The following is a 17,936-nucleotide window of genomic DNA, read 5'->3' as shown; positions in this document are numbered from 1 at the left end:
TATAGGGTCCAAGGGGGTGTATTGACATCTGGGGGCACGAGGGGGAATATTAGGGGGCACATTCCATTTTCCCGATTTTGTCTCCGAGAGATGCCCCCATGCCTCTGACAGATATAGAAGTCCGCAAAAGCAAACCCCGCGAGAAAACCTACCGGGTTTCCGACGGGAAAGGCATGTATCTGGAAATCACGCCGACAGGCGCACGCTACTGGCGCTTAAAATATCGTCATCTCGGCAAAGAAAAACGGCTTGCTTTGGGTGTCTATCCTGAAGTGACGATCAAAGACGCAAGAGTAAAGCGTGACGCCGCCCGCATTCTGCTCTCCCAGGGATTAGACCCAGGGGCAGAAAAGAAGGCTAAGAAAATTGCAGCAGTTGCAAGTGCAACCAGCAGTTTTGAATCAGTCGCACGGGAATGGTTTTCCAAATATGCCCCTAACTGGGTTGCTAGTCATTCCGACAAGATTATCCGTCGACTTGAACGCGACATTTTTCCTTGGCTAGGCTCTCGCCCGATTTCAGAAATTTCAGCGCCTGAATTGCTGGACGTCCTCCGAAGAATTGAAAAAAGGGGAGCGATCGAGACAGCACACCGAGCCCATCAAAATTGTGGCCAAATTTTCCGGTATGCAATTGCGACCGGGCGTGCTGAGCGCGATCCTTCTGGTGACCTAAAAGGTGCGATTCCACCATCAAAAGAAAAGCATCATCCGTCTATTACTGAGCCTAAAGCTGTCGGGGAATTATTGCGCTGCATCGGCGGCTATACCGGATCCTTCGTTACCAAATGTGCATTGCAACTTGCGCCGCTGTTGTTTGTTCGCCCTGGTGAGCTTCGAAAAGCGGAATGGTCTGAAATCAATTTGGATACCGCTGAATGGCGTATTCCCGCTGAGAAGATGAAAATGCGTGCGGTCCATATCGTCCCATTATCGATTCAGGCGGTCGCCATACTCAATGAGATCATGCCTCTAACGGGCAAAGGAAAATACGTATTTCCTGGTGCTCGAACAAATGGTCGGCCGATGAGTGAGAACACGGTTAATGGCGCACTTCGTCGGCTGGGATACGGATCTGACGATATGACAGGACATGGCTTTCGCAGCATGGCGTCAACCTTGCTAAATGAACAGGGCTGGAACCGTGATGCTATAGAACGTCAGCTGGCGCATGCTGAACGGGATTCGATTAGAGCGGCTTATAACTACGCAGAGCATCTACCAGAACGCAGGAAAATGATGCAGGCTTGGGCGGATTATATGGATGGGCTATCTGCCAGTAATGTCGTAAGCGGGGAGTTTGGAAAAGCTGCATAACCCAACATTGAGAAACTAATGAAGCTGACTCCAAATAAAAATAACAAAAAACCATTCGAAAATAGACGGGAGAATCCAATTGAGAAATCAATCCCGGGGATGAATGAAATGGTATCGATACGGAATGTCATTACATTTATTGCCGAGAGAGTTCGCCCAACGGATGAAAAGTTAGGAGGAGTGATTGAAAAGGTTGGTAAGCGCATTACCTACGCTATTGATCAAGGACAGTTAGAAAAAATCGAAAATGAAATGATTCCTTTCGGGAAATTAATGGATTGGGTAAACACAAAAAAACAATGGTCTTCGAAATTTCAAGATCTACCGCCTATTCTTGGCGACGGAGCCAGTGCAAACCTACTCTCAATGACGGGTACTGGGTGTGGTATCACGCTGCCTCCGACTCTGGCAGAGGCTCACGTGATGTGTTCTGAACTAAGTGGAGAAAATTTCAGACTTACAATAGAGAATTCTCGGTTGCAGAGTGAAATTGATAATCTTCAACCTGCTAAAAAAGCGTGGGAAGAAAAAATTGAGCAGGGTAAAGCCAACGGCAAAAAAGGGGGGCGGGGAAATACCAAATAGTCGCAACTAGTCCTTAACCTAGACAATAGCTGCTGGAATCATTCTTCCTGTACACCTGTGCGCTACTAAGGCACCGCGGGTGTTTAAGAGTAATCGAAAGGGTGTCCGCCAGTGGGATGAACCCTTTTATGCAATCAGTAGATCGAACGCCAAAAAATATAAAGATTAAACAAACATTATCCATAGAGAATTTAGTGAAAGGGTACCTTTAAAATTTTCTCGAAATAGAATGAGAAGACATGTTCAACAACCACCGAGAAGGTGCAAACATGTCGTATTCCATCCTCAGACTTCCACAAGTCAAAATCCGTACAGGTTTATCTCGCAGCAGCATTTATGCCGCTATCAAACAAGGCACCTTTCCAGCGCCCATATTACTGGGGCAGCGATCCGTTGGTTGGCTTGACTCAACAATAAATCACTGGATTGACACGCGAATCACGGCCGGAAACAAAGGTTCAGGAGACACGAAATGAACTATCGTCACGGCCGGCTCACCTCTCAGCAAGTTACTGAAACATTTTTTATCGTTCCTGATTTGAGTATCATCCTCTGCTATGGCTCCTCTTACTTCGACACATTCAGAAAAAAAAGGAGAATTGCTCGCGCTACCGGAGGCGAGCTAAACATGATCGGTTGGCCGGATGGCAGTACGATCACCTTGGCACGAACAAATTCCTCCGATCCGCTTGATTCCGATAACTTATTGGCGCTGTATCGTCTCAATGCATCCTTTAACGGAGTCATCAGGAAAAAAGGACAGACAGATGAAAGCTGATCTCGCCCTAGCAGAAAAATTTCTACAAACTTTAGACTCTGAAGGCATCTTCACGTTTCAGACCTTCCATGATGAAAAAAATAAAAACCATCGACTTAGCCGGGTGCTGCATGGCACACTTGCAGAGCACCAAATTGAATTAGACGTTCTTAATCAACAAGGTGCCGGCATCTTCGTCATGGTCAATCGAGGCGATGGCATCGTTAAGTCCGATTATAAAACCTGTCGTACCAACGCTAATGTCACCCACGTCAGAGCGGTCTTCGTCGACCTCGACGGGGCTCCGTTGCAGTCAATCCTTGAAGCCGGCATGTCACCCAACATTATCGTGAAATCTAGTCCCGGGCGTTGGCATGCCTATTGGCGCGTGAATGACTGCCCGTTAGAGCAATTTAAATCAGCGCAAACAGCCCTTGCTAACCGTTTCGATGGCGATCCCACCGTAGTCGATCTCGCTCGAGTGATGCGCATACCAGGTTTTTATCATCGAAAAGGTCCACCCGTAATGACAACCATTTATGAGGAAAATTAAATGACGTCTGCAATTAACACCGTCCATAATTTTCAAACGCTCATGACTGCACTGGGTGTCGCGCATGTAAAGGAAACTTCACCATCCAAAGGTAATGCCGTAAATTCATCTGGGGTGAATCAGCAGGTCAAATGTGGCACAGATCCTTACCGCATTTGCTCGGATGGGGAACGTACCAATCACCTTACCAAGTTGGCAGGTAAATGGATAGGTGAAGGCAAGGAAATTCAAGTCGTCAAATTAATGGCACTCGGGTGGAATGCGTCCAATACCCCGCCGCTAGACCACGACATAGTTACGTCGACTTGCGAAGGCATTTTGAGGACACATCAAAATAACCACCCAGTGGCCAGAGTTGGCGGCGACATTTCTCTGCTATTCGATCTTAACGAGGCAAAAGTCCACAATATGATTTGTAATCCACCGCCTCAACGAAAGTGGCTGTTGAACGATTGCCTGCCCTATGGGAAAGTCGGAATGATCATCGCACCTGGCGGAACGGGAAAAAGCATGCTCGCACTACAATTGTCAGTCTCCCTTGCTACTGGAGACAAATTTGTCGACTACTGGGAAATCGGAGAGGTCGGAGCGTCGCTACTTCTTTTTGGCGAAGAAGACACCGAAGAAATACATCGACGCCTACATAATGTAGTCGCGTCCCTAGGACAAACCTCACCAACCAAAATCAGCGATATTGAATCGAGAGTCCATGCCAAATCAATGACAGGTATCGACAATCAAATGACCCGCAGTCTACCCGCTGGAAGCGTCACATTAACGGACTATGCCGATCGTTTGATACTCACAGCCAACCAAATAACCAATTTGAAGTTAATCATCATTGATCCAGCGTCCCGTTTCCGAGGCGGGAATGAAAACGCAGCAGAAGATACCACCCGATTTGTCGAATCATTGGAACGCGTCTGTCAGCAAACTGGCGCAACTGTACTTGTTTTACATCATGCCAATAAAATCAGCCAGAGCGCAGGAGAAGCTAATCAAAATGCATCAAGAGGTTCAAGTGCGATGACAGACGGTGTGCGTTGGCAAATGAACCTCAGTAGACCCAGTAAAGAAGACGCCAGGAAATCATATGGAATTCCCGAAAACCTGCGACACAATTATTTGCTGGCGGCTGTGACCAAAAATAATTACGGGCCACCGCAAAACGATGTCGTACTGATGCGTGGCGAGCATGGCATTTTGCATGTATCTAATGAGCATCTATCCACGCCCAAACCTGAGGAGATATTGATCGCGTTACTGAAATCGGAAACTGCTGCAGGGCGCGTCTATTCGGCCAACGCCTTTGAAAAACAATTTGGCGGCGAGCAGAAAACATTCAAAATGGGAATATTAGCAGTGCGCAAGCTCATTAATGCTGCTATTGCCAGAAACTTGATTCAGAAGCAGCGAGGGAAAACCGGTGTCCTGAAGATTATAGATCCCCCGATACAGAACGTCCGATAGCCCGATATATCGAGAGGCACCCACTATCGAGAAAAAATATGTTTAAATTCAATCACTTACGTTCGATATCCGACACTCCCGTATCGGATATTTTTTCCTTTAAAATCAATGACTTAGAACTCCGATAGGTCCCTTTATATGACAAGCCGCCATCGAGGCGGCATGCATATACGAGTATTATTAAGGCTTACTCAAGGCTAGTGATAACTTGCATTAACTCCACATCAGTCATTGCTTCAAACCCGGCAACATCCTTCCGCGCACTAGGAGTTAACATCACTATTGCCCGCTCGGGTGCATAAAATCCGCATATGCGTCCGATCTCTCTGCAAGCGGCGATCATGGCATTAGGGTTGCGCTGCTGCCTGGCAAGCCCGAAAGCCTCTTGCAAGGCCATTAAAACGCTTCCCCGCGTCATATCCAACGCCTGTTCAGCTTCCATTTCTCGTATTGCCACGGCCGCTCGTACGTTAGCATTGGTTAGCAGGCGGCTTGCTGTGACTTTGGCCGATACAGCGCTATATCCTGCAGCACGCGCTGCCCGACTGGCATTGCGATCAATGCAGTACTCATCCACAAAATGTTGGTGTTTAGTAGTGAGCAACGCATCCTCCGTCTCGGGATATTAAGTAGAAATGATAGAAGAAATATTAAAAATAATCCATATAAAACAATAGGTTAAGTTTAATTCAGGGCGAAGTTAAAAAAAGACCAGAAGATTTAGAACTTTGGAACTGGTATTTTCCCTACCCATAATCTATGCGCAGTAATAAATACCATCCAGACCAACGAAAGTTTATACCCCAATGGCCATTAAAAAATCTGAACTCATATAGCTCACTGTGAAAAAGTTGCGATGAATTACGGGCGACATGGATGGCTCACAGTTCAAGAATTACGTGCTGGTCCCGCTCTTCGTCAAGTATATTTCAGACAAATACGCCGGTCAAAAAGACGCCCAAATCGATATGTCACCTGACGGCAGTTTTGCCGACATGGTGGCGCTCAAGGGCGACAAGAAGATAGCATAAAGTTATTTCTGATCAACCGCTGGTGGCGGTAGAGGAGAAACTATTGCAGGAACTGGGACTGTTTCTTTAACACTGACTGAACTGTTTTTAGCGAACGTTATCTCGAGATCTCTCCCCATCAGCAGTGCAACAAATGCAAGAATACTGAACGACATCGCTATCTGTAAGGCACGTTTTCGCCAAGGCCGCACTATCCAACTGACCATCAAACCAATAGCTGCAACCAGAAGTAGCGCACCGAAAAAGGGGATCACCAAACCAAGACACAGGATGGAAGACTCAGTCTAAAGTAGCCGCCTTACCGTATCCTAAACTGGCGCCGGCCATTGATCGGAGCGCCTGAATCCATGCACCACCCAGCAAAATCCCAATATTAAGAGAGCGCTATTACTCTTTGTCCAATCAGATGATGATTCGGAATCAGTTACCACGGCATCTCCTAAAAAATATAATCTTCTGAGCAACGCTGAGCTCTCACACCCATGATCAACGGCGGAATATCAAGTCTCGATGATAATCAAGGTAGGAATAATGTTTTGCGTGCAGACCATCTACTTGCATTGGTTCGCAGAAATTGAGTCTGGTGCGTGCGTCCATAGAAAGTGATTCCGAGAGCTTGACCTCCCCGTTATTTTCCACGGCGATCCACCCGCCGTCATAAAGCATGTCCAGATGCGGTGCTGGTAGCAAGCCATTGTAGACATCCAAGCGCTCTTTATCTGTCGCACATTTGGCCCATGGCCGAGAATGCGAGGCACGTAACAAGTAGGGAATATTAAGACCGGAAATACAGCAAGGACCGCTCCAGAAATTGAGCAGCTCACGCCGAAAAATATCTGGTCCAACGCGCTGTAGAACAAGTCGCTCCACTTCCATTTCATTAGTAAGGGGAAGATTTTCAGCGACTGAAATCATCTTATCAAAGTGTCTCACCAATCGCTGACAATCTTTCCATTGTAATCTGACGGGCGTAACCATTTAGCGCTGGGCAATTAGAACTAGCAAAATTCGTTTCTCGCGGATCCGTCCCGTTGATGTATGACAGGCAAGTTTGATGAAATTATGGTGATACTCTTGCGACAGGACAATTTATTTGGCTACGTCCAATCGTGAAGTGTCGGGTAGACCACTCTCAGTCATGTCAAAACTCGCTCTGTAGCACCAATTAGATTCGCGCACGGATTTGTAGGGACTCAAACGAATTTCTGAGTAATCGTTAGGAGGTCCGAGCTTCGTCAAACATTCACTGCCGGCTAACAGCAAGCGTATCTCGACATACGCATCATCCTGTGTGCGATCGATCCATACGGTCATGGCTTCAACTGGGCCAATATTTAGTCAAAAGCCATTTTTTGAAGGCTGATGGATCATGCGGCCGAACCATATTGCACACAATCCCCTATCGAATTTAATAGCAGGCCAAATATAAACCGTTGATCCGCATGATCGGGATCAATTCACCGTAGCTTATCGCGATATCTGCAAGAGTGCTTTGTTTATCTAAATTCATCTCGTTTTCCATTACTGTACTGCCAAGAAGCGTTATTTAAAAAAACATTTTCAGTCTATCATTCTCTGGAGCAGTTTCTTTTCAATTTATTACTCGAACCAGCGTAATCCAGGAATGATATTCGATGACGTTAAAAATTCACGCTGCAATACAAGTTGTAATAGAAAATGCCGATCAACCCATTAAAAAGCTTGATGAGTTTGCTCTATCTAGCCTATTGCGATCGACCTATCCTAACCGGGCGAGCTTGGCGCAAGAAAAATAGCAAATGGAGCATTTGCTGATATCGTCGCATTCTTTTCCCCCACTTCCGTAGAAGCGAGCGGCACCCATAGGGTATTTATTGGTCTGAATCGATGAGCGGCGTTCGAGTAGACAGAACAGAATTTCACTTGTCCGATGCGGACAATATTAACAAAGAGATAACTACTCATTGGATCACGCGCTCAAAAGAGTTATCCCACCAAATTCTTCCTGCTCGGTATTCAGATTTAGCGTGGAAGATCGGCAAATTTCTGAGAAATCCACCAATTAGACTTTTCGATAAATCGCTGCCCACGTCGCTCAAGATCCCTATCGAAGCAGCACGTAATGTGATTGATTAATATTTGGACACAGTTGGGTAAGGTCTGAGTAATGACGAGCACAACGCTTGGGAATATCTGGCCGCGCACTTGAACTTGCTGCCACCATTAAAGACAAAGAACGGATCGCTAAAAGAAAAACTGCCCTCTTCGCATATTGCCGAGCATGCGTTAAGCATGGTGTACATTTTATGTGGTGGCGTTTTGACGATATCTAGTGGATCCACGCTAGCCCGCTAGCCCTGAATGACGCAGCGTTGGAAGAAATCATAAGCACCTTAGAGTCTGCTTTGCGAGGAGTGCAGATGCCCCAATCCGGCATGTTTTAATCCTAATGATGCAACTATGGCGGCCGACAAACTTGCTTGTTGACGCCGACCGAAAACTAACCCAATTGGGGAGCGTCAATACTTGAGCATCGCAAGCCTTCATATTCTGTACAAACACACGACTACAGTATTTATCGAGTTTCTAATATATTAAGATATATTGATAAAATAACCATATAAATTACTTAAAAAAACTTCAATTATTATTGAAATTAGGGCGTGTCCCCAATTAGCGTTATTGTAAAAAAGTTAAACTATATAAGTGTCGCTATTTACGCCAGCCAAACGACCGATGCAGCGAGGTGAATAGCGGCAAGGAAATTTCGTGCTGACTTGTCATATCTGGTTGCAATGGCTCTAAATTGCTTAAGTTTGCAAAAGAATGTTTCCACCAAATGCCGTTCTCTGTAGAGATACTTGTCATGGTCAGGCGGTTGTTTCCGATTCTTCTTCGAGGGTATTACCGCGGTTCCTCCGGCCGCTTTCAACGGCGTGATCATGCGGGCATCGGCATCGTAAGCTTTGTCGGCCAGCACCATTGGCGCTGTTAACTCTGAGATCAACACTTCAGCTCCCTCAAGATCGGAACATTGACCTTGTGTCAGATAAAAATTCACCGGATTGCCCAACGCATCAACGGTGGCATGAATTTTGGTGCTTAAGCCACCACTGGAGCGGCCTATCGCTTCACGGGTCTTTTTTTTGAACACCCACCATGCCAGCGCTATGCTGATGGGCGCGCACGATCGTACTGTCTATCATCGCGTACTCGTTATCTGCCGCTTGCGCTAAGTTATCAAACGCCTTCTCCCACACACCGTTCACCGCCCAACGACTAAAGCGCGTATGGACTGTTTTCCACAAACCAAATCGCTCCGGCAAATCGCGCCACGGTATTCCCGCACGATAGCGGTACAGCACCGCTTCAACAAATAAACGATTGTCCTTACCGGTCGCCCCAACATCGCCTGCTTTGCCCGGCAATAGCCATTTTATTTGCTCCCATTGCTCTTCGCTCAGACTGTAACGTCTCACTGTCATTTCCAGTAACCTTTTATCCAATACTGCTTAATAGCAGCTTCAGCGAGAGTTTACAAGACCGTTAATTGGGGACAGGCCCTAACAACCTATCAAATGTCAATGCCGGAGTAAAGATGTACCAAATGGCGCGTTAAAAGTGTACCAATCCGGGTTAATAAATAGAGCCGTTGAGGGCCTGAATTGTTCTCTTTTCAATGCACATTTCTATACTCTGCAGAGTTGGGGTGGCGGGCGCAGCGCAGCGTAGCCCGTTCCCTCAAGACGTTGCTTTTACGGGTTGGCCCCTCCTTTTTCAGCAGTGCTGTTTGGTTTGACATTGCGCTGTTGCCGTTTCTTGCTGGTGGCCAATCGATACGATTCGCCGTTCATTTCCAGGATGTGGACGTGATGGGTAAGCCGGTCAAGCAAGGCGCCAGTCAGCCGCTCCGAACCGAGGACGCTGGTCCACTCGTCAAACGGTAAATTCGAGGTCACCAGCGTGGCACCGTGCTCATAGCGTCGGCTAAAGACCTCAAACAACAATTCCGCACCGACCGCTGTGAACGGCACATAGCCCAGTTCATCGATAATCAGTAACTTCACGTTAGTCAGTTGCTTTTGCAAGGCACGCAGTCGTTTCTCGTCACGCGCTTCCATCAGTTCATGGACCAGGGCGGCGGCCGTCGTAAAGGCAACGCTGTGTCCTTTCTGACAGGCAGCTAATCCTAGTGCCAGCGCAGTATGCGTCTTGCCAACACCCGAAGGTCCTAACGCGATGACGTTCTCGCGCTTATCAATCCACTCACAGCGTGTCAGTTCGAGCACCAGGGATTTGTTTAAGGTTGGCATCGCCATGAAGTCGAAGGTATCCAGACTCTTGGTCACCGGAAACCTGGCCAGACGGATGCGCCGCTCCATCGTGCGGCGTTCACGGTCGATACGTTCGAGTTCGCACAACCGTAATAAATAGCGTGGGTAATCTACGCCTTCACGCGCGCAGTCGGCGCCGACCTTCTCATACTCCCGGGCAAAGGTCGGCAGCTTCAGGGCTTTGAAGTGGTTGACCAACAGTACCTGCGGTGCCACCGTGGTGGTCTCGGACAGCGCCGCGCTGTTGGCGTTCATGCGAGGTCTCCGGTAACAGGTTGCGTCAGTAGCGCATTCCCGCTGAGCAAGCTGAGGTAGCTGCCGGCATCGGTCGTGCCGACCGTGGCGTTCGGCAAATACGGATACAGGGTTAAATCCAGCTTGGGTGGTCGTCGTTCGATGGCGCACAATACTAGGTGTTTGATGGCATCAAAGCTGAGCACGCCCAGATGATGGGCCTGGCCAATGGCACGCTCGACTTGCCCGATGCTGAAGGTTTCCAGCAACCGCAGGACCTGGATATATTCCTTGCGCCCACGCTTGTCCATGCGCGCTTCCAGCAGGCGTCGCAATCGCTCGAAGGCCGCTGGTAATGCCCACTCTTGCAGCGGTGCAGCCTGGTCAAGCGCACGCGGCTTCCTCTCCAGCAACGCCAGATAGTGCAGCGGGTTCACCACGAAGTCCGCTTTGGCATAACTGCGACGATGGTGCGCAATGCACTCCGGATTGCCAACCAGATAGATGTCGACCCAGTCGACGGTGCCTTTGACCAGCACCGCCTGATGACCGTATTGCGTCGGTACCGAATAGTCGTTGGTGCGGTAACGGACCAACGATTGCGATGATACCCGGCTGGTTTGCTTGTGACTGGCGTCATAGAGCGTTACCGGCAACGGCATCAATGCCGCCCGGTCATGGATGAGGCGCTGGCCGATGGTGTCAGATTGACCACGCAGCACGGCACGCTGACGTTTCAGGCAGCCGTCCAGCAATTGGCTATTCAATGCAGCGAAGTCATCTGCCACCGGCAATGGCACCATGAAGTGGCGTCGGCTGTAGCCGACCAGTCCTTCCACTTTACCCTTGTCGTTACCTTTGGCGGGACGTCCGAATTTATCATCAAACAAGTAATAACTCTGCAATTCGGCAAAGGCATGGGTCCGTCGGCGCTGGCCATCGCCTAATATCTTGGCCACTGCAATCCTGGTGTTGTCGTACAGAATTGATTGCGGCACGCCACCGAGAAACGCGAAGGCAGCAAGATGACCGTCCAGAAAGGCTTCCGTGTCTTCGGTCGGATACGCCTTGACGAAACACGCATCCGAATGCGGCATGTCCAGGCAGAAATAGTGGAAGCGGACCTTCTTGCCGCCGATGTACCCGTCGGCTTCGCCGAAATCGACCTGGGCATGGCCGGGGCGATGCGCCAGTGGCATGAACACTTCCTTCTGCCGGCTGGCCACACCGTTGACGTACTCGCGCACCAGGGTGTAGCTACCGTCGTAACCATGCTCGTCACGTAATCGTTCGCGGATACGTACCGCCGTATGGCGCTGTTTCACATGGACTTGCTTATCGGCCTCGAGAATGGCGTCGATGATGGCTGCGAACGGTGCCAGCGTCGGAGAGACCGGGGCCGGCGCTCGCCGATATCCCGGCGGTGCCGCGAACTGGCACATCTTCCTGACGGTATTGCGATGGATACCGAAGTAGCGCGCAACCGCACGCTCACTCTTGTTCTCGACCATCACGGCGCGACGTACTTTGACGTATATGTCCACGGGAAACATCCTTTCCGCCTTTCTTATGCACCATCAAGGGCATAAGACTACAGGCTGGGATTGGTACACTTTTAACGCGCCATTCACGGCCGTTTCAAGTGCGCTATCCGGTACATTATTCACGCGGCATTTATAGATATGGCTTGCGGCCCGGTTTCTTGCGCTGATGACCTGAAACTGTAATTTCTACGTCGCTCTCTTGTGATAGTAGAGCAGCGTTTGCAGCCAGCGCTTCTGCCTCATTGAGAAACAGGTCGCATTGATCGGCGCTGCGCGCTTCGCTCGCGACACCAAATAATCGACGCTGAAAGGGCTTTGAGCTGTTCCTTGAGCAGATCGCGCTCGACTTGCGTGACGCGCAATTCGCCCCGCACAGCATCACATTCACCCCATACCGTACTGCATTCGGCCAGCGCAGCATCGCGCTGGTCGATGAGCGTTTGAAATTCATCAGTGGTAAGCGAGGAGTGGAGCGGTGTAGGTGCCATGACTGAGAACATACTGGAATGTTGCGCAGTATAGGTGTACGTCATTTCAAAATCAGGCCATTTCCTGTTGTATACCGACAACACCCGGGTGAAATGACACTGCTTGACCTCAACTTGCCCGCGTATAGGTGCGCTGCGGATGTTTGTGCATGGCCGCGAGGTCAATGCCATCGAGCAACCAGTGTAATTATTCGACATTCAGTTCGAGGACCGCCGCTTCGCGCGGTCAAGCGAAGCGGTCAGCCTCAAGTCGCTTGAACATTAACCAGAATCCGGTGCGATCCCACAGTAACAATTTGATGCGAGCGCGCCGCCGGTTATAGAAGACATGCACGGCCGGTGCAAAGGGATCCAATCCCAGCGCTTGCTCGACGATGGCGGCAAGACCATTAATGCTCTTGCGACCATCGGCCGCATCCGGTGCACATGCACCTTCAGTCCCGGGTTGAGGCGGAACATGGCCACTGGCAAAGCATTTCAAGGGGCGACAATACCTCGTCACGGGCAGCGAAGTGGGCATCGAACTCAATCCCATCGGGCAATCTGGCAAGTAGCGTCGACATCCTCACCGGCGATACCGGGTCAACCGCCACTACTGGAATAAATGCAGAGCGGAGTGCCGGGACACCCGTGACCGGTCCCGTATCTGCCTAACGGTGGTATTGCACAATCCACTTGCGCAATAAATTGGCATTCAGGGCATGCTGGTACGCCAGTTTGGCGACCGATATATCTGGCTGCAAACTGGCTTCCACCAATTCGCGTTTGGTACGACGATCATACTGACAACGACCGTCTCGTGAGCGCTTGAGGATCAGAGCGCACGATAATTCTCAATGATTCTCTTCCATAGATGTCCCTTTATCGTAGGTGGACATCATCATCCCGAATCTGGGAAGCTTTACCAGAAGTGGTCAAAGGAGCGCTTACGTTGGTTTTGCAGAGTTAGTCGATGGGATGGTAATTCCACTTCACCATCGTTTAAATCGAGCGAATGAAATTTTTCATCTGGGCAGTGCTGCGAAAGTAAATTTGTTGGCGGAAAACAGATTTAATAAATTACAGAAAATGTCGGCCAAAGCGGAAGGAGATGGCAAGTAGGGGAATCGAACACCATCGGCTGAAGGTCTCCCGCCATAAGCGAGAATAATCCCACTGGCACTCATAGCGATGACAAGAAAAACATCCAGACTAATATTTTTTAAAATTTTATGACCCCTCAGGCACCGACATTTATCGTCGATTGCCCCGACTGCAAAGCCAAGGTAGCTGCAATCGAATCAAGGCGCGCTGAACGCTTTTTTTTCCGATCAAGACGATGGGCAACCTTATGGGAAGAAAGTATTCATCTGGAATTGCCCCAGATTCAACTTAATTCTAGCCATGAATCAGACCAGCTCGGTTTTCAAGATGTAGATGCATACGAAGATCGCTGTAGCGATATCATTCGCGTCTACCCAAAGCCGCCAAAAGCTTTCTCAAGCTGGCGTTTCCAAACGTAGTTTCTGACTCGCTGAACGAAGCCGACCGCTCGCTGCAAGCGGGTGCCAATATCGCCGCTTGTGTAATGCTAGGACGGGCGCTGGAAGCCCCTGTGCCTCGACTTACTTGTATCAAAGTCGGAGAAAAAAATCATGCTTAGAGAGGGGATCAATATGTTACGCAATACGAAGGTAATTGATGACCGCTTGCATGAGTGGAGCCAGCAGTTGCATGCCTTTCGTAATCTAGCAGCGCATCCAGAAGATATCAGAATTTCCCACAACGACGCAGAGTTTATGAAGCGAGTTGATGCTCGTGCTAAGCGCAAAAAATCCTAATTTTTTATCATGCCGACGGTCACCACGGAACTTGTGACAGAAGCCCACGTAATATACCGGTCTCATACCGGCCTGTATGCCTAAAAAGCTACGCACTGACAGGCACAGATCAATCGCAACAACATCAACTAAATAAAAATAAAACGCTGATTTTTTGTAAATTTTTTTTAAAACACCTACGCATGGGCCCCTCCCTCTCCCTTGCTCTATTACCCTACCCCCAGTTCGTTTTTCCTTTTATCAGCGAAGGTAAGGAGTCTCTTTTTGCTAGCAGGAAAAATTAAAACACTCTCCGACTCCGGCAACATCTAATGATCCTCTGCACCGCGCACAAACCGCGCACTGCAGTCATTGCTGCTTTTGTGTCGTTCATATTGAAGTTCGATACTCATCCACCAATTGAAGGAGATCCTCATGTTCATCTTGGGCTTTGCTGTTTTCTTTGCCGTTCTGCTGTTAATGATTAAGCTGCCGCATCAGACGTTATTGCGTATGTTGCATTACGACCTGCTGATGGATTTCGGCGTAACTGCTCTCGTATTGGCTTTACATTGGGGAAGTTTTACTGGCGTGATGGCCGCTACTATCGCAGGTTTACTCACCAGCCTCGCAACCAGTGGTGCCAAGCGCTTATTCGGACATGTCCAAGGCAATAAATACCACCCTGGGTTCATACGATTAAATCCGAGGAAAAAATAATGGCATGCCGATTATTTTTATTCATTGCGATGATTTTAGCTTTTTTGATCCAGCACCTATGGTTTCTGCTGGAAGTCGTTCGCAACCACTAATTCCTATCATTCCGTTGACTGCCCCGCCGAGTTTCACTTGCCGGGGCTTTTTCCATTTCAGGAGCTAATCATGACCAAGCAGCGTATCGACCTTTACCAAACTGTCACCAATCAAATCATCAATGCACTGGAAGCGGGCACTCCACCATGGGTTTGTCCCTGGTCTGATGGCGAGGTTGATCCAAACCCGGCGAATCTGACCACAGGACGTGCCTATCGTGGGATCAATGTACTACTGCTCAATCTGCAGTCAATAGCGCTGGGATATGCGCGTAACCGCTGGCTAACGTTTCATCAGACTCAGGAACTCGGTGGGCATGTGCGGCGGGGCGAACATGGAACGGCCATCGTCTTTTTTAAAATGCACGAAGTTGGCGAGGCACCAGCAGCAGCACCTTCACTGGCTAGCGGACAAGCCGATGGGGATCGTCGTATTGTTCCGTTACTGCGATCCTTCACCGTTTTCAATGTCGATCAGGTGGAAGGATTACCAGTTAACTTACAACAGGTCGCTATTACTACGCCCGATTGGAATGCGGTTGATTGCGCCGAGCAGCTGCTCAATCGCTCGGGCGCCTTAATCCGTCATGGTGGCAAGCGTGCGTTTTACCATTCTGCCGACGATTTTATCCAGTTGCCGCCCAAGCTCAACTTCTTTACGGCGAAGGACTACTACGCCACTGCATTGCATGAGCTCACTCACTGGACTGGTCATTCCTCCCGCTGCGATCGCGTCTTAGGCAAGCGACAGGGGATTGATGCCTATGCATTCGAGGAGCTGGTAGCGGAAATGGGAGCAGCATTTTTGTGCAATCACTGCCATATGGCAGGCCAGCTACAACACGCCAGTTATATCGCCAGCTGGCTACAAGCACTGCGGGGTGATCGACGCCTGATTTTTACAGCAGCATCACAGGCGCAACGAGCAGCGGATTACCTCTTGCAACCAGAGAATTTAGAACCAATCCCTGTGCTCACTTTGGCAGAAGCAGCCTGACAAAGTTTTGTACCGCTCTATCGACAGTCCTTTTGCTCAGGTAAACCGCCAGAACCTTTGGCGGTGATCCAGGCGCAATCAAATGAATCTCTCGCAATCTTCCGGGCAGTCATTTATCGCCCATTACAACACCCTGCCGATATTCCGTTCGCCGGGTGTTTTGCATTCCAATGTATCCCTTCTGGAGTCCATCATGCAATCGCACACTATCAACTATTTCAGCCGCCTGAATGCTATCGATGTCTCCGATCATATCGAGAAGAAAGGTGGGTTTAGCTATCTGAGCTGGCCATACGCGGTGGCACAACTGCGGACGGCCGACCCGACAGCGACGTGGGAGGTGCGTCGCTTTGACGGCTTACCATTTTTGGCAACTGAGTCTGGCGTCTTCGTCGAAGTCGCTGTCACCGTGCAAGGTATTACACTCAGTCAAATTCACCCGGTACTGGATGGCCGCAACAGACCGATTCTTGCTCCGACCGCTTTCGAAATCAATTCAAGTATCCAGCGGTGCCTGGTAAAGGCAATTGCATTACATGGTCTGGGTTTGTACATCTATGCAGGCGAAGACTTGCCTCAGCCCATCACGACAGACATCCCCGCCGCTAATGACGGCAATGCATCAGGGCCCAAACCAGCAGCTTTAGTGGTCAAGAAGAATAAACCAGTAAGCATCACCATCAATGCAACGCAGCAGGCCCTGATACGTAAACTGGCGCTGGAAGTGGGCACCGAGATAGAACGGGTATTTGCTTACTTTGGCGTTCAGGATCTCAGCGATATCCCTTCGGCTGAATATTCGCGAGTGATTCGTTCACTGGAAAAAAGGAGAGCAGCATGAACGCCATCTCAAAACTGGTACAAGGAAGTGGCGAATGGCACACTTATCGGCTGACTATGCGCAATGCATCAGAGTCTGCCGCCGTGCTGGGTATCAGCCCGTGGACCACGCCATATCAATTATGGCTGATGAAAACAGAGCGACTACTACCGGCCGCTAATGCTGCCATGCAACGTGGAACAGAGTTGGAGCCGGCAGCCAGACTCGCCTACGAGATCCAAACCGGCAACATCATGCAGCCGCTGGTATTACAGGAGGGTGCCTATTCTGCCAGTCTGGATGGCATGACGCTAGACGGACAGCTGATTGTTGAAATCAAGTGCCCGATGCGGGGAACACGATCTGATCTGTGGAAGGAGGTTTCCGCTGGACGTGTTCCAGCACATTACGCGCTCCAGATTCAGCATCAGTTGATGGTAAGCGAAGCCCAAGCCGCCCATCTTTGGGTCTTCGATGGCACTCAAGGTCTGTTGCATCTGATCGTCCGCGATGAAGCTGCGATGACAACGATACACCAAGGCTGGGAGGCGTTTCAGCGTTTTCTGGAATTTGACACTCCACCACCGTTAATCGATGGCGACACAGTCATTCGCGACGATGAGATCTGGTCCGAAACTGCGACAGCGTTTCTCCTTGCCAAGCGACAGGCTGAAGTCACCAATGCTAGGCTTGAGGAAATTCGGGATCAGCTGGTGCGTCTATGTCGGCATCCTCGGGAGCAAGGTGCCGGCGTATCTGTCACCCGCTATTGGCGAGCTGGAAATGTCGATTACAAGCGGGTGCCTCAAATCCAGGGCGTGGATCTTGATCCATATCGCGGGAAAGGGCGAGAAGATGTGCGGATAACAGAAAATAAATAATGGGGTGGACGCTACCGAATAGTGATTTTTTTTCGGTAGCTGAAGTCCAGCGACTTCCAACGCCCGCTATCTGAAGCCGGCAGTATCCTGGGTTATATTTGGGGGCATTTAAATTATTAAAAATGTCGAAATCAATGACCAGCAACGATTACAAAGATAAATGTGAGTGACGCCGCCCCACCAAGATACACCACACCAGACCATCGCAGGCCTTGCAAATACAAGGGCTACAAATACTGCGAGGTCTGGCGATGGCTAAAAATGTCTCCGTTTTCGCCCAAATTTCGCCCAGGCTTGGGCGGTAGCCTTAAGCCCTAGTTCTTGGACTACGCTGGC

General features: G+C 49.4%; 21 protein-coding genes. 12 read left to right on the top strand and 9 right to left on the bottom strand.

Annotated features, from left to right (window positions below):
* Positions 1-98 precede the first annotated feature (98 nt).
* The 6 genes from RGU75_RS10980 to RGU75_RS10955 all read left to right on the top strand — a co-directional run bounded on the left by RGU75_RS10980 (position 99) and on the right by RGU75_RS10955 (position 4,681).
* Complete coding sequence (locus RGU75_RS10980; RefSeq protein WP_322235814.1) at positions 99-1,316, top strand: tyrosine-type recombinase/integrase; 1,218 nt, start codon at positions 99-101, stop codon at positions 1,314-1,316.
* Positions 1,317-1,334: 18 nt separating this feature from the next.
* Positions 1,335-1,901, top strand: coding sequence for a hypothetical protein (locus tag RGU75_RS10975; protein WP_322235812.1), 567 nt, complete (start codon positions 1,335-1,337; stop codon positions 1,899-1,901).
* A 239-nt stretch (positions 1,902-2,140) separates the two neighbouring features.
* The gene (locus RGU75_RS10970) at positions 2,141-2,377 is read left to right on the top strand and encodes an AlpA family transcriptional regulator (RefSeq protein ID WP_322235810.1); all 237 of its coding nucleotides are present in this window, start codon (positions 2,141-2,143) and stop codon (positions 2,375-2,377) included.
* Positions 2,374-2,679 (top strand): hypothetical protein, encoded by a 306-nt coding sequence (locus RGU75_RS10965; RefSeq protein ID WP_322235808.1) that lies wholly within the window; start codon positions 2,374-2,376, stop codon positions 2,677-2,679. Before RGU75_RS10970 ends, RGU75_RS10965 begins: the two co-directional genes overlap by 4 nt.
* Positions 2,669-3,211: a DNA-primase RepB domain-containing protein gene (locus RGU75_RS10960; protein ID WP_322235806.1), complete on the top strand. Its 543-nt coding sequence runs from the start codon at positions 2,669-2,671 to the stop codon at positions 3,209-3,211. Before RGU75_RS10965 ends, RGU75_RS10960 begins: the two co-directional genes overlap by 11 nt.
* Positions 3,212-4,681, top strand: a complete 1,470-nt coding sequence (locus tag RGU75_RS10955) for an AAA family ATPase (protein WP_322235804.1) — start codon at positions 3,212-3,214, stop codon at positions 4,679-4,681.
* A gap of 187 nt (positions 4,682-4,868) precedes the next feature.
* Here the strand turns inward: RGU75_RS10955 and RGU75_RS10950 are convergent, their stop codons facing one another.
* Positions 4,869-5,285: a terminase small subunit gene (locus RGU75_RS10950; RefSeq protein ID WP_322235802.1), complete on the bottom strand. Its 417-nt coding sequence runs from the start codon at positions 5,283-5,285 to the stop codon at positions 4,869-4,871.
* 268 nt (positions 5,286-5,553) lie between these two features.
* Between RGU75_RS10950 and RGU75_RS10945 the strand changes: the two genes are divergently transcribed.
* On the top strand, positions 5,554-5,712 hold the full coding sequence (locus RGU75_RS10945) for a hypothetical protein (RefSeq protein ID WP_322235800.1): 159 nt from the start codon (positions 5,554-5,556) through the stop codon (positions 5,710-5,712).
* A 486-nt stretch (positions 5,713-6,198) separates the two neighbouring features.
* On the opposite strand, the gene RGU75_RS10940 is transcribed toward RGU75_RS10945, so the two are convergent.
* The 8 genes from RGU75_RS10940 to RGU75_RS10905 form a co-directional block, all read right to left on the bottom strand.
* Positions 6,199-6,582 (bottom strand): HNH endonuclease signature motif containing protein, encoded by a 384-nt coding sequence (locus RGU75_RS10940; protein WP_322235798.1) that lies wholly within the window; start codon positions 6,580-6,582, stop codon positions 6,199-6,201.
* Between the two features lie 1,825 nt (positions 6,583-8,407).
* Positions 8,408-9,170 (bottom strand): IS5 family transposase gene (locus tag RGU75_RS10935; RefSeq protein ID WP_416186806.1). Its coding sequence is split into 2 segments (ribosomal slippage): positions 8,408-8,825 and positions 8,824-9,170, totalling 765 coding nucleotides; the frame shifts between segments, so codons are not numbered across the junction.
* Positions 9,171-9,446: 276 nt separating this feature from the next.
* Positions 9,447-10,280 carry an IS21-like element helper ATPase IstB gene (istB, locus tag RGU75_RS10930; RefSeq protein WP_322232684.1) on the bottom strand — a complete coding sequence of 278 codons (834 nt, stop codon included), beginning with the start codon at positions 10,278-10,280 and terminating at the stop codon, positions 9,447-9,449.
* On the bottom strand, positions 10,277-11,812 hold the full coding sequence (istA, locus tag RGU75_RS10925; RefSeq protein ID WP_322232686.1) for an IS21 family transposase: 1,536 nt from the start codon (positions 11,810-11,812) through the stop codon (positions 10,277-10,279). The genes istB and istA overlap by 4 nt, the downstream gene beginning before the upstream one ends.
* 121 nt (positions 11,813-11,933) lie before the next feature.
* Positions 11,934-12,056 carry a hypothetical protein gene (locus tag RGU75_RS10920; protein WP_322240447.1) on the bottom strand — a complete coding sequence of 41 codons (123 nt, stop codon included), beginning with the start codon at positions 12,054-12,056 and terminating at the stop codon, positions 11,934-11,936.
* Positions 12,043-12,489 (bottom strand): hypothetical protein, encoded by a 447-nt coding sequence (locus RGU75_RS10915; RefSeq protein ID WP_322240769.1) that lies wholly within the window; start codon positions 12,487-12,489, stop codon positions 12,043-12,045. The genes RGU75_RS10920 and RGU75_RS10915 overlap by 14 nt, the downstream gene beginning before the upstream one ends.
* Before the next feature lie 28 nt (positions 12,490-12,517).
* The gene (gene tnpB / locus RGU75_RS10910; protein WP_322235796.1) at positions 12,518-12,811 is read right to left on the bottom strand and encodes an IS66 family insertion sequence element accessory protein TnpB; all 294 of its coding nucleotides are present in this window, start codon (positions 12,809-12,811) and stop codon (positions 12,518-12,520) included.
* Between the two features lie 130 nt (positions 12,812-12,941).
* Positions 12,942-13,106 (bottom strand): transposase, encoded by a 165-nt coding sequence (locus RGU75_RS10905; RefSeq protein WP_322240445.1) that lies wholly within the window; start codon positions 13,104-13,106, stop codon positions 12,942-12,944.
* 777 nt (positions 13,107-13,883) lie between these two features.
* Here RGU75_RS10905 and RGU75_RS10900 point away from each other — a divergent pair.
* From RGU75_RS10900 to RGU75_RS10880, 5 genes are all read left to right on the top strand, one after another.
* Complete coding sequence (locus tag RGU75_RS10900; RefSeq protein ID WP_322240443.1) at positions 13,884-14,111, top strand: DUF4145 domain-containing protein; 228 nt, start codon at positions 13,884-13,886, stop codon at positions 14,109-14,111.
* 414 nt (positions 14,112-14,525) lie between these two features.
* Positions 14,526-14,810, top strand: coding sequence for a hypothetical protein (locus RGU75_RS10895; protein WP_322235794.1), 285 nt, complete (start codon positions 14,526-14,528; stop codon positions 14,808-14,810).
* A gap of 162 nt (positions 14,811-14,972) precedes the next feature.
* A complete protein-coding gene (locus RGU75_RS10890; RefSeq protein WP_322235792.1) occupies positions 14,973-15,899 on the top strand; it encodes an ArdC family protein in 927 nt (308 codons plus the stop codon).
* An 82-nt stretch (positions 15,900-15,981) separates the two neighbouring features.
* Positions 15,982-16,740: a DUF1071 domain-containing protein gene (locus RGU75_RS10885; protein WP_322235790.1), complete on the top strand. Its 759-nt coding sequence runs from the start codon at positions 15,982-15,984 to the stop codon at positions 16,738-16,740.
* On the top strand, positions 16,737-17,600 hold the full coding sequence (locus RGU75_RS10880) for a lambda-exonuclease family protein (protein ID WP_322235788.1): 864 nt from the start codon (positions 16,737-16,739) through the stop codon (positions 17,598-17,600). The genes RGU75_RS10885 and RGU75_RS10880 overlap by 4 nt, the downstream gene beginning before the upstream one ends.
* Positions 17,601-17,936 lie beyond the last annotated feature (336 nt).

Source organism: Glaciimonas sp. CA11.2 (assembly GCF_034314045.1).
Classification (GTDB): domain Bacteria; phylum Pseudomonadota; class Gammaproteobacteria; order Burkholderiales; family Burkholderiaceae_D; genus Glaciimonas.
This window is presented reverse-complemented; position numbering and strand designations above follow the sequence as displayed.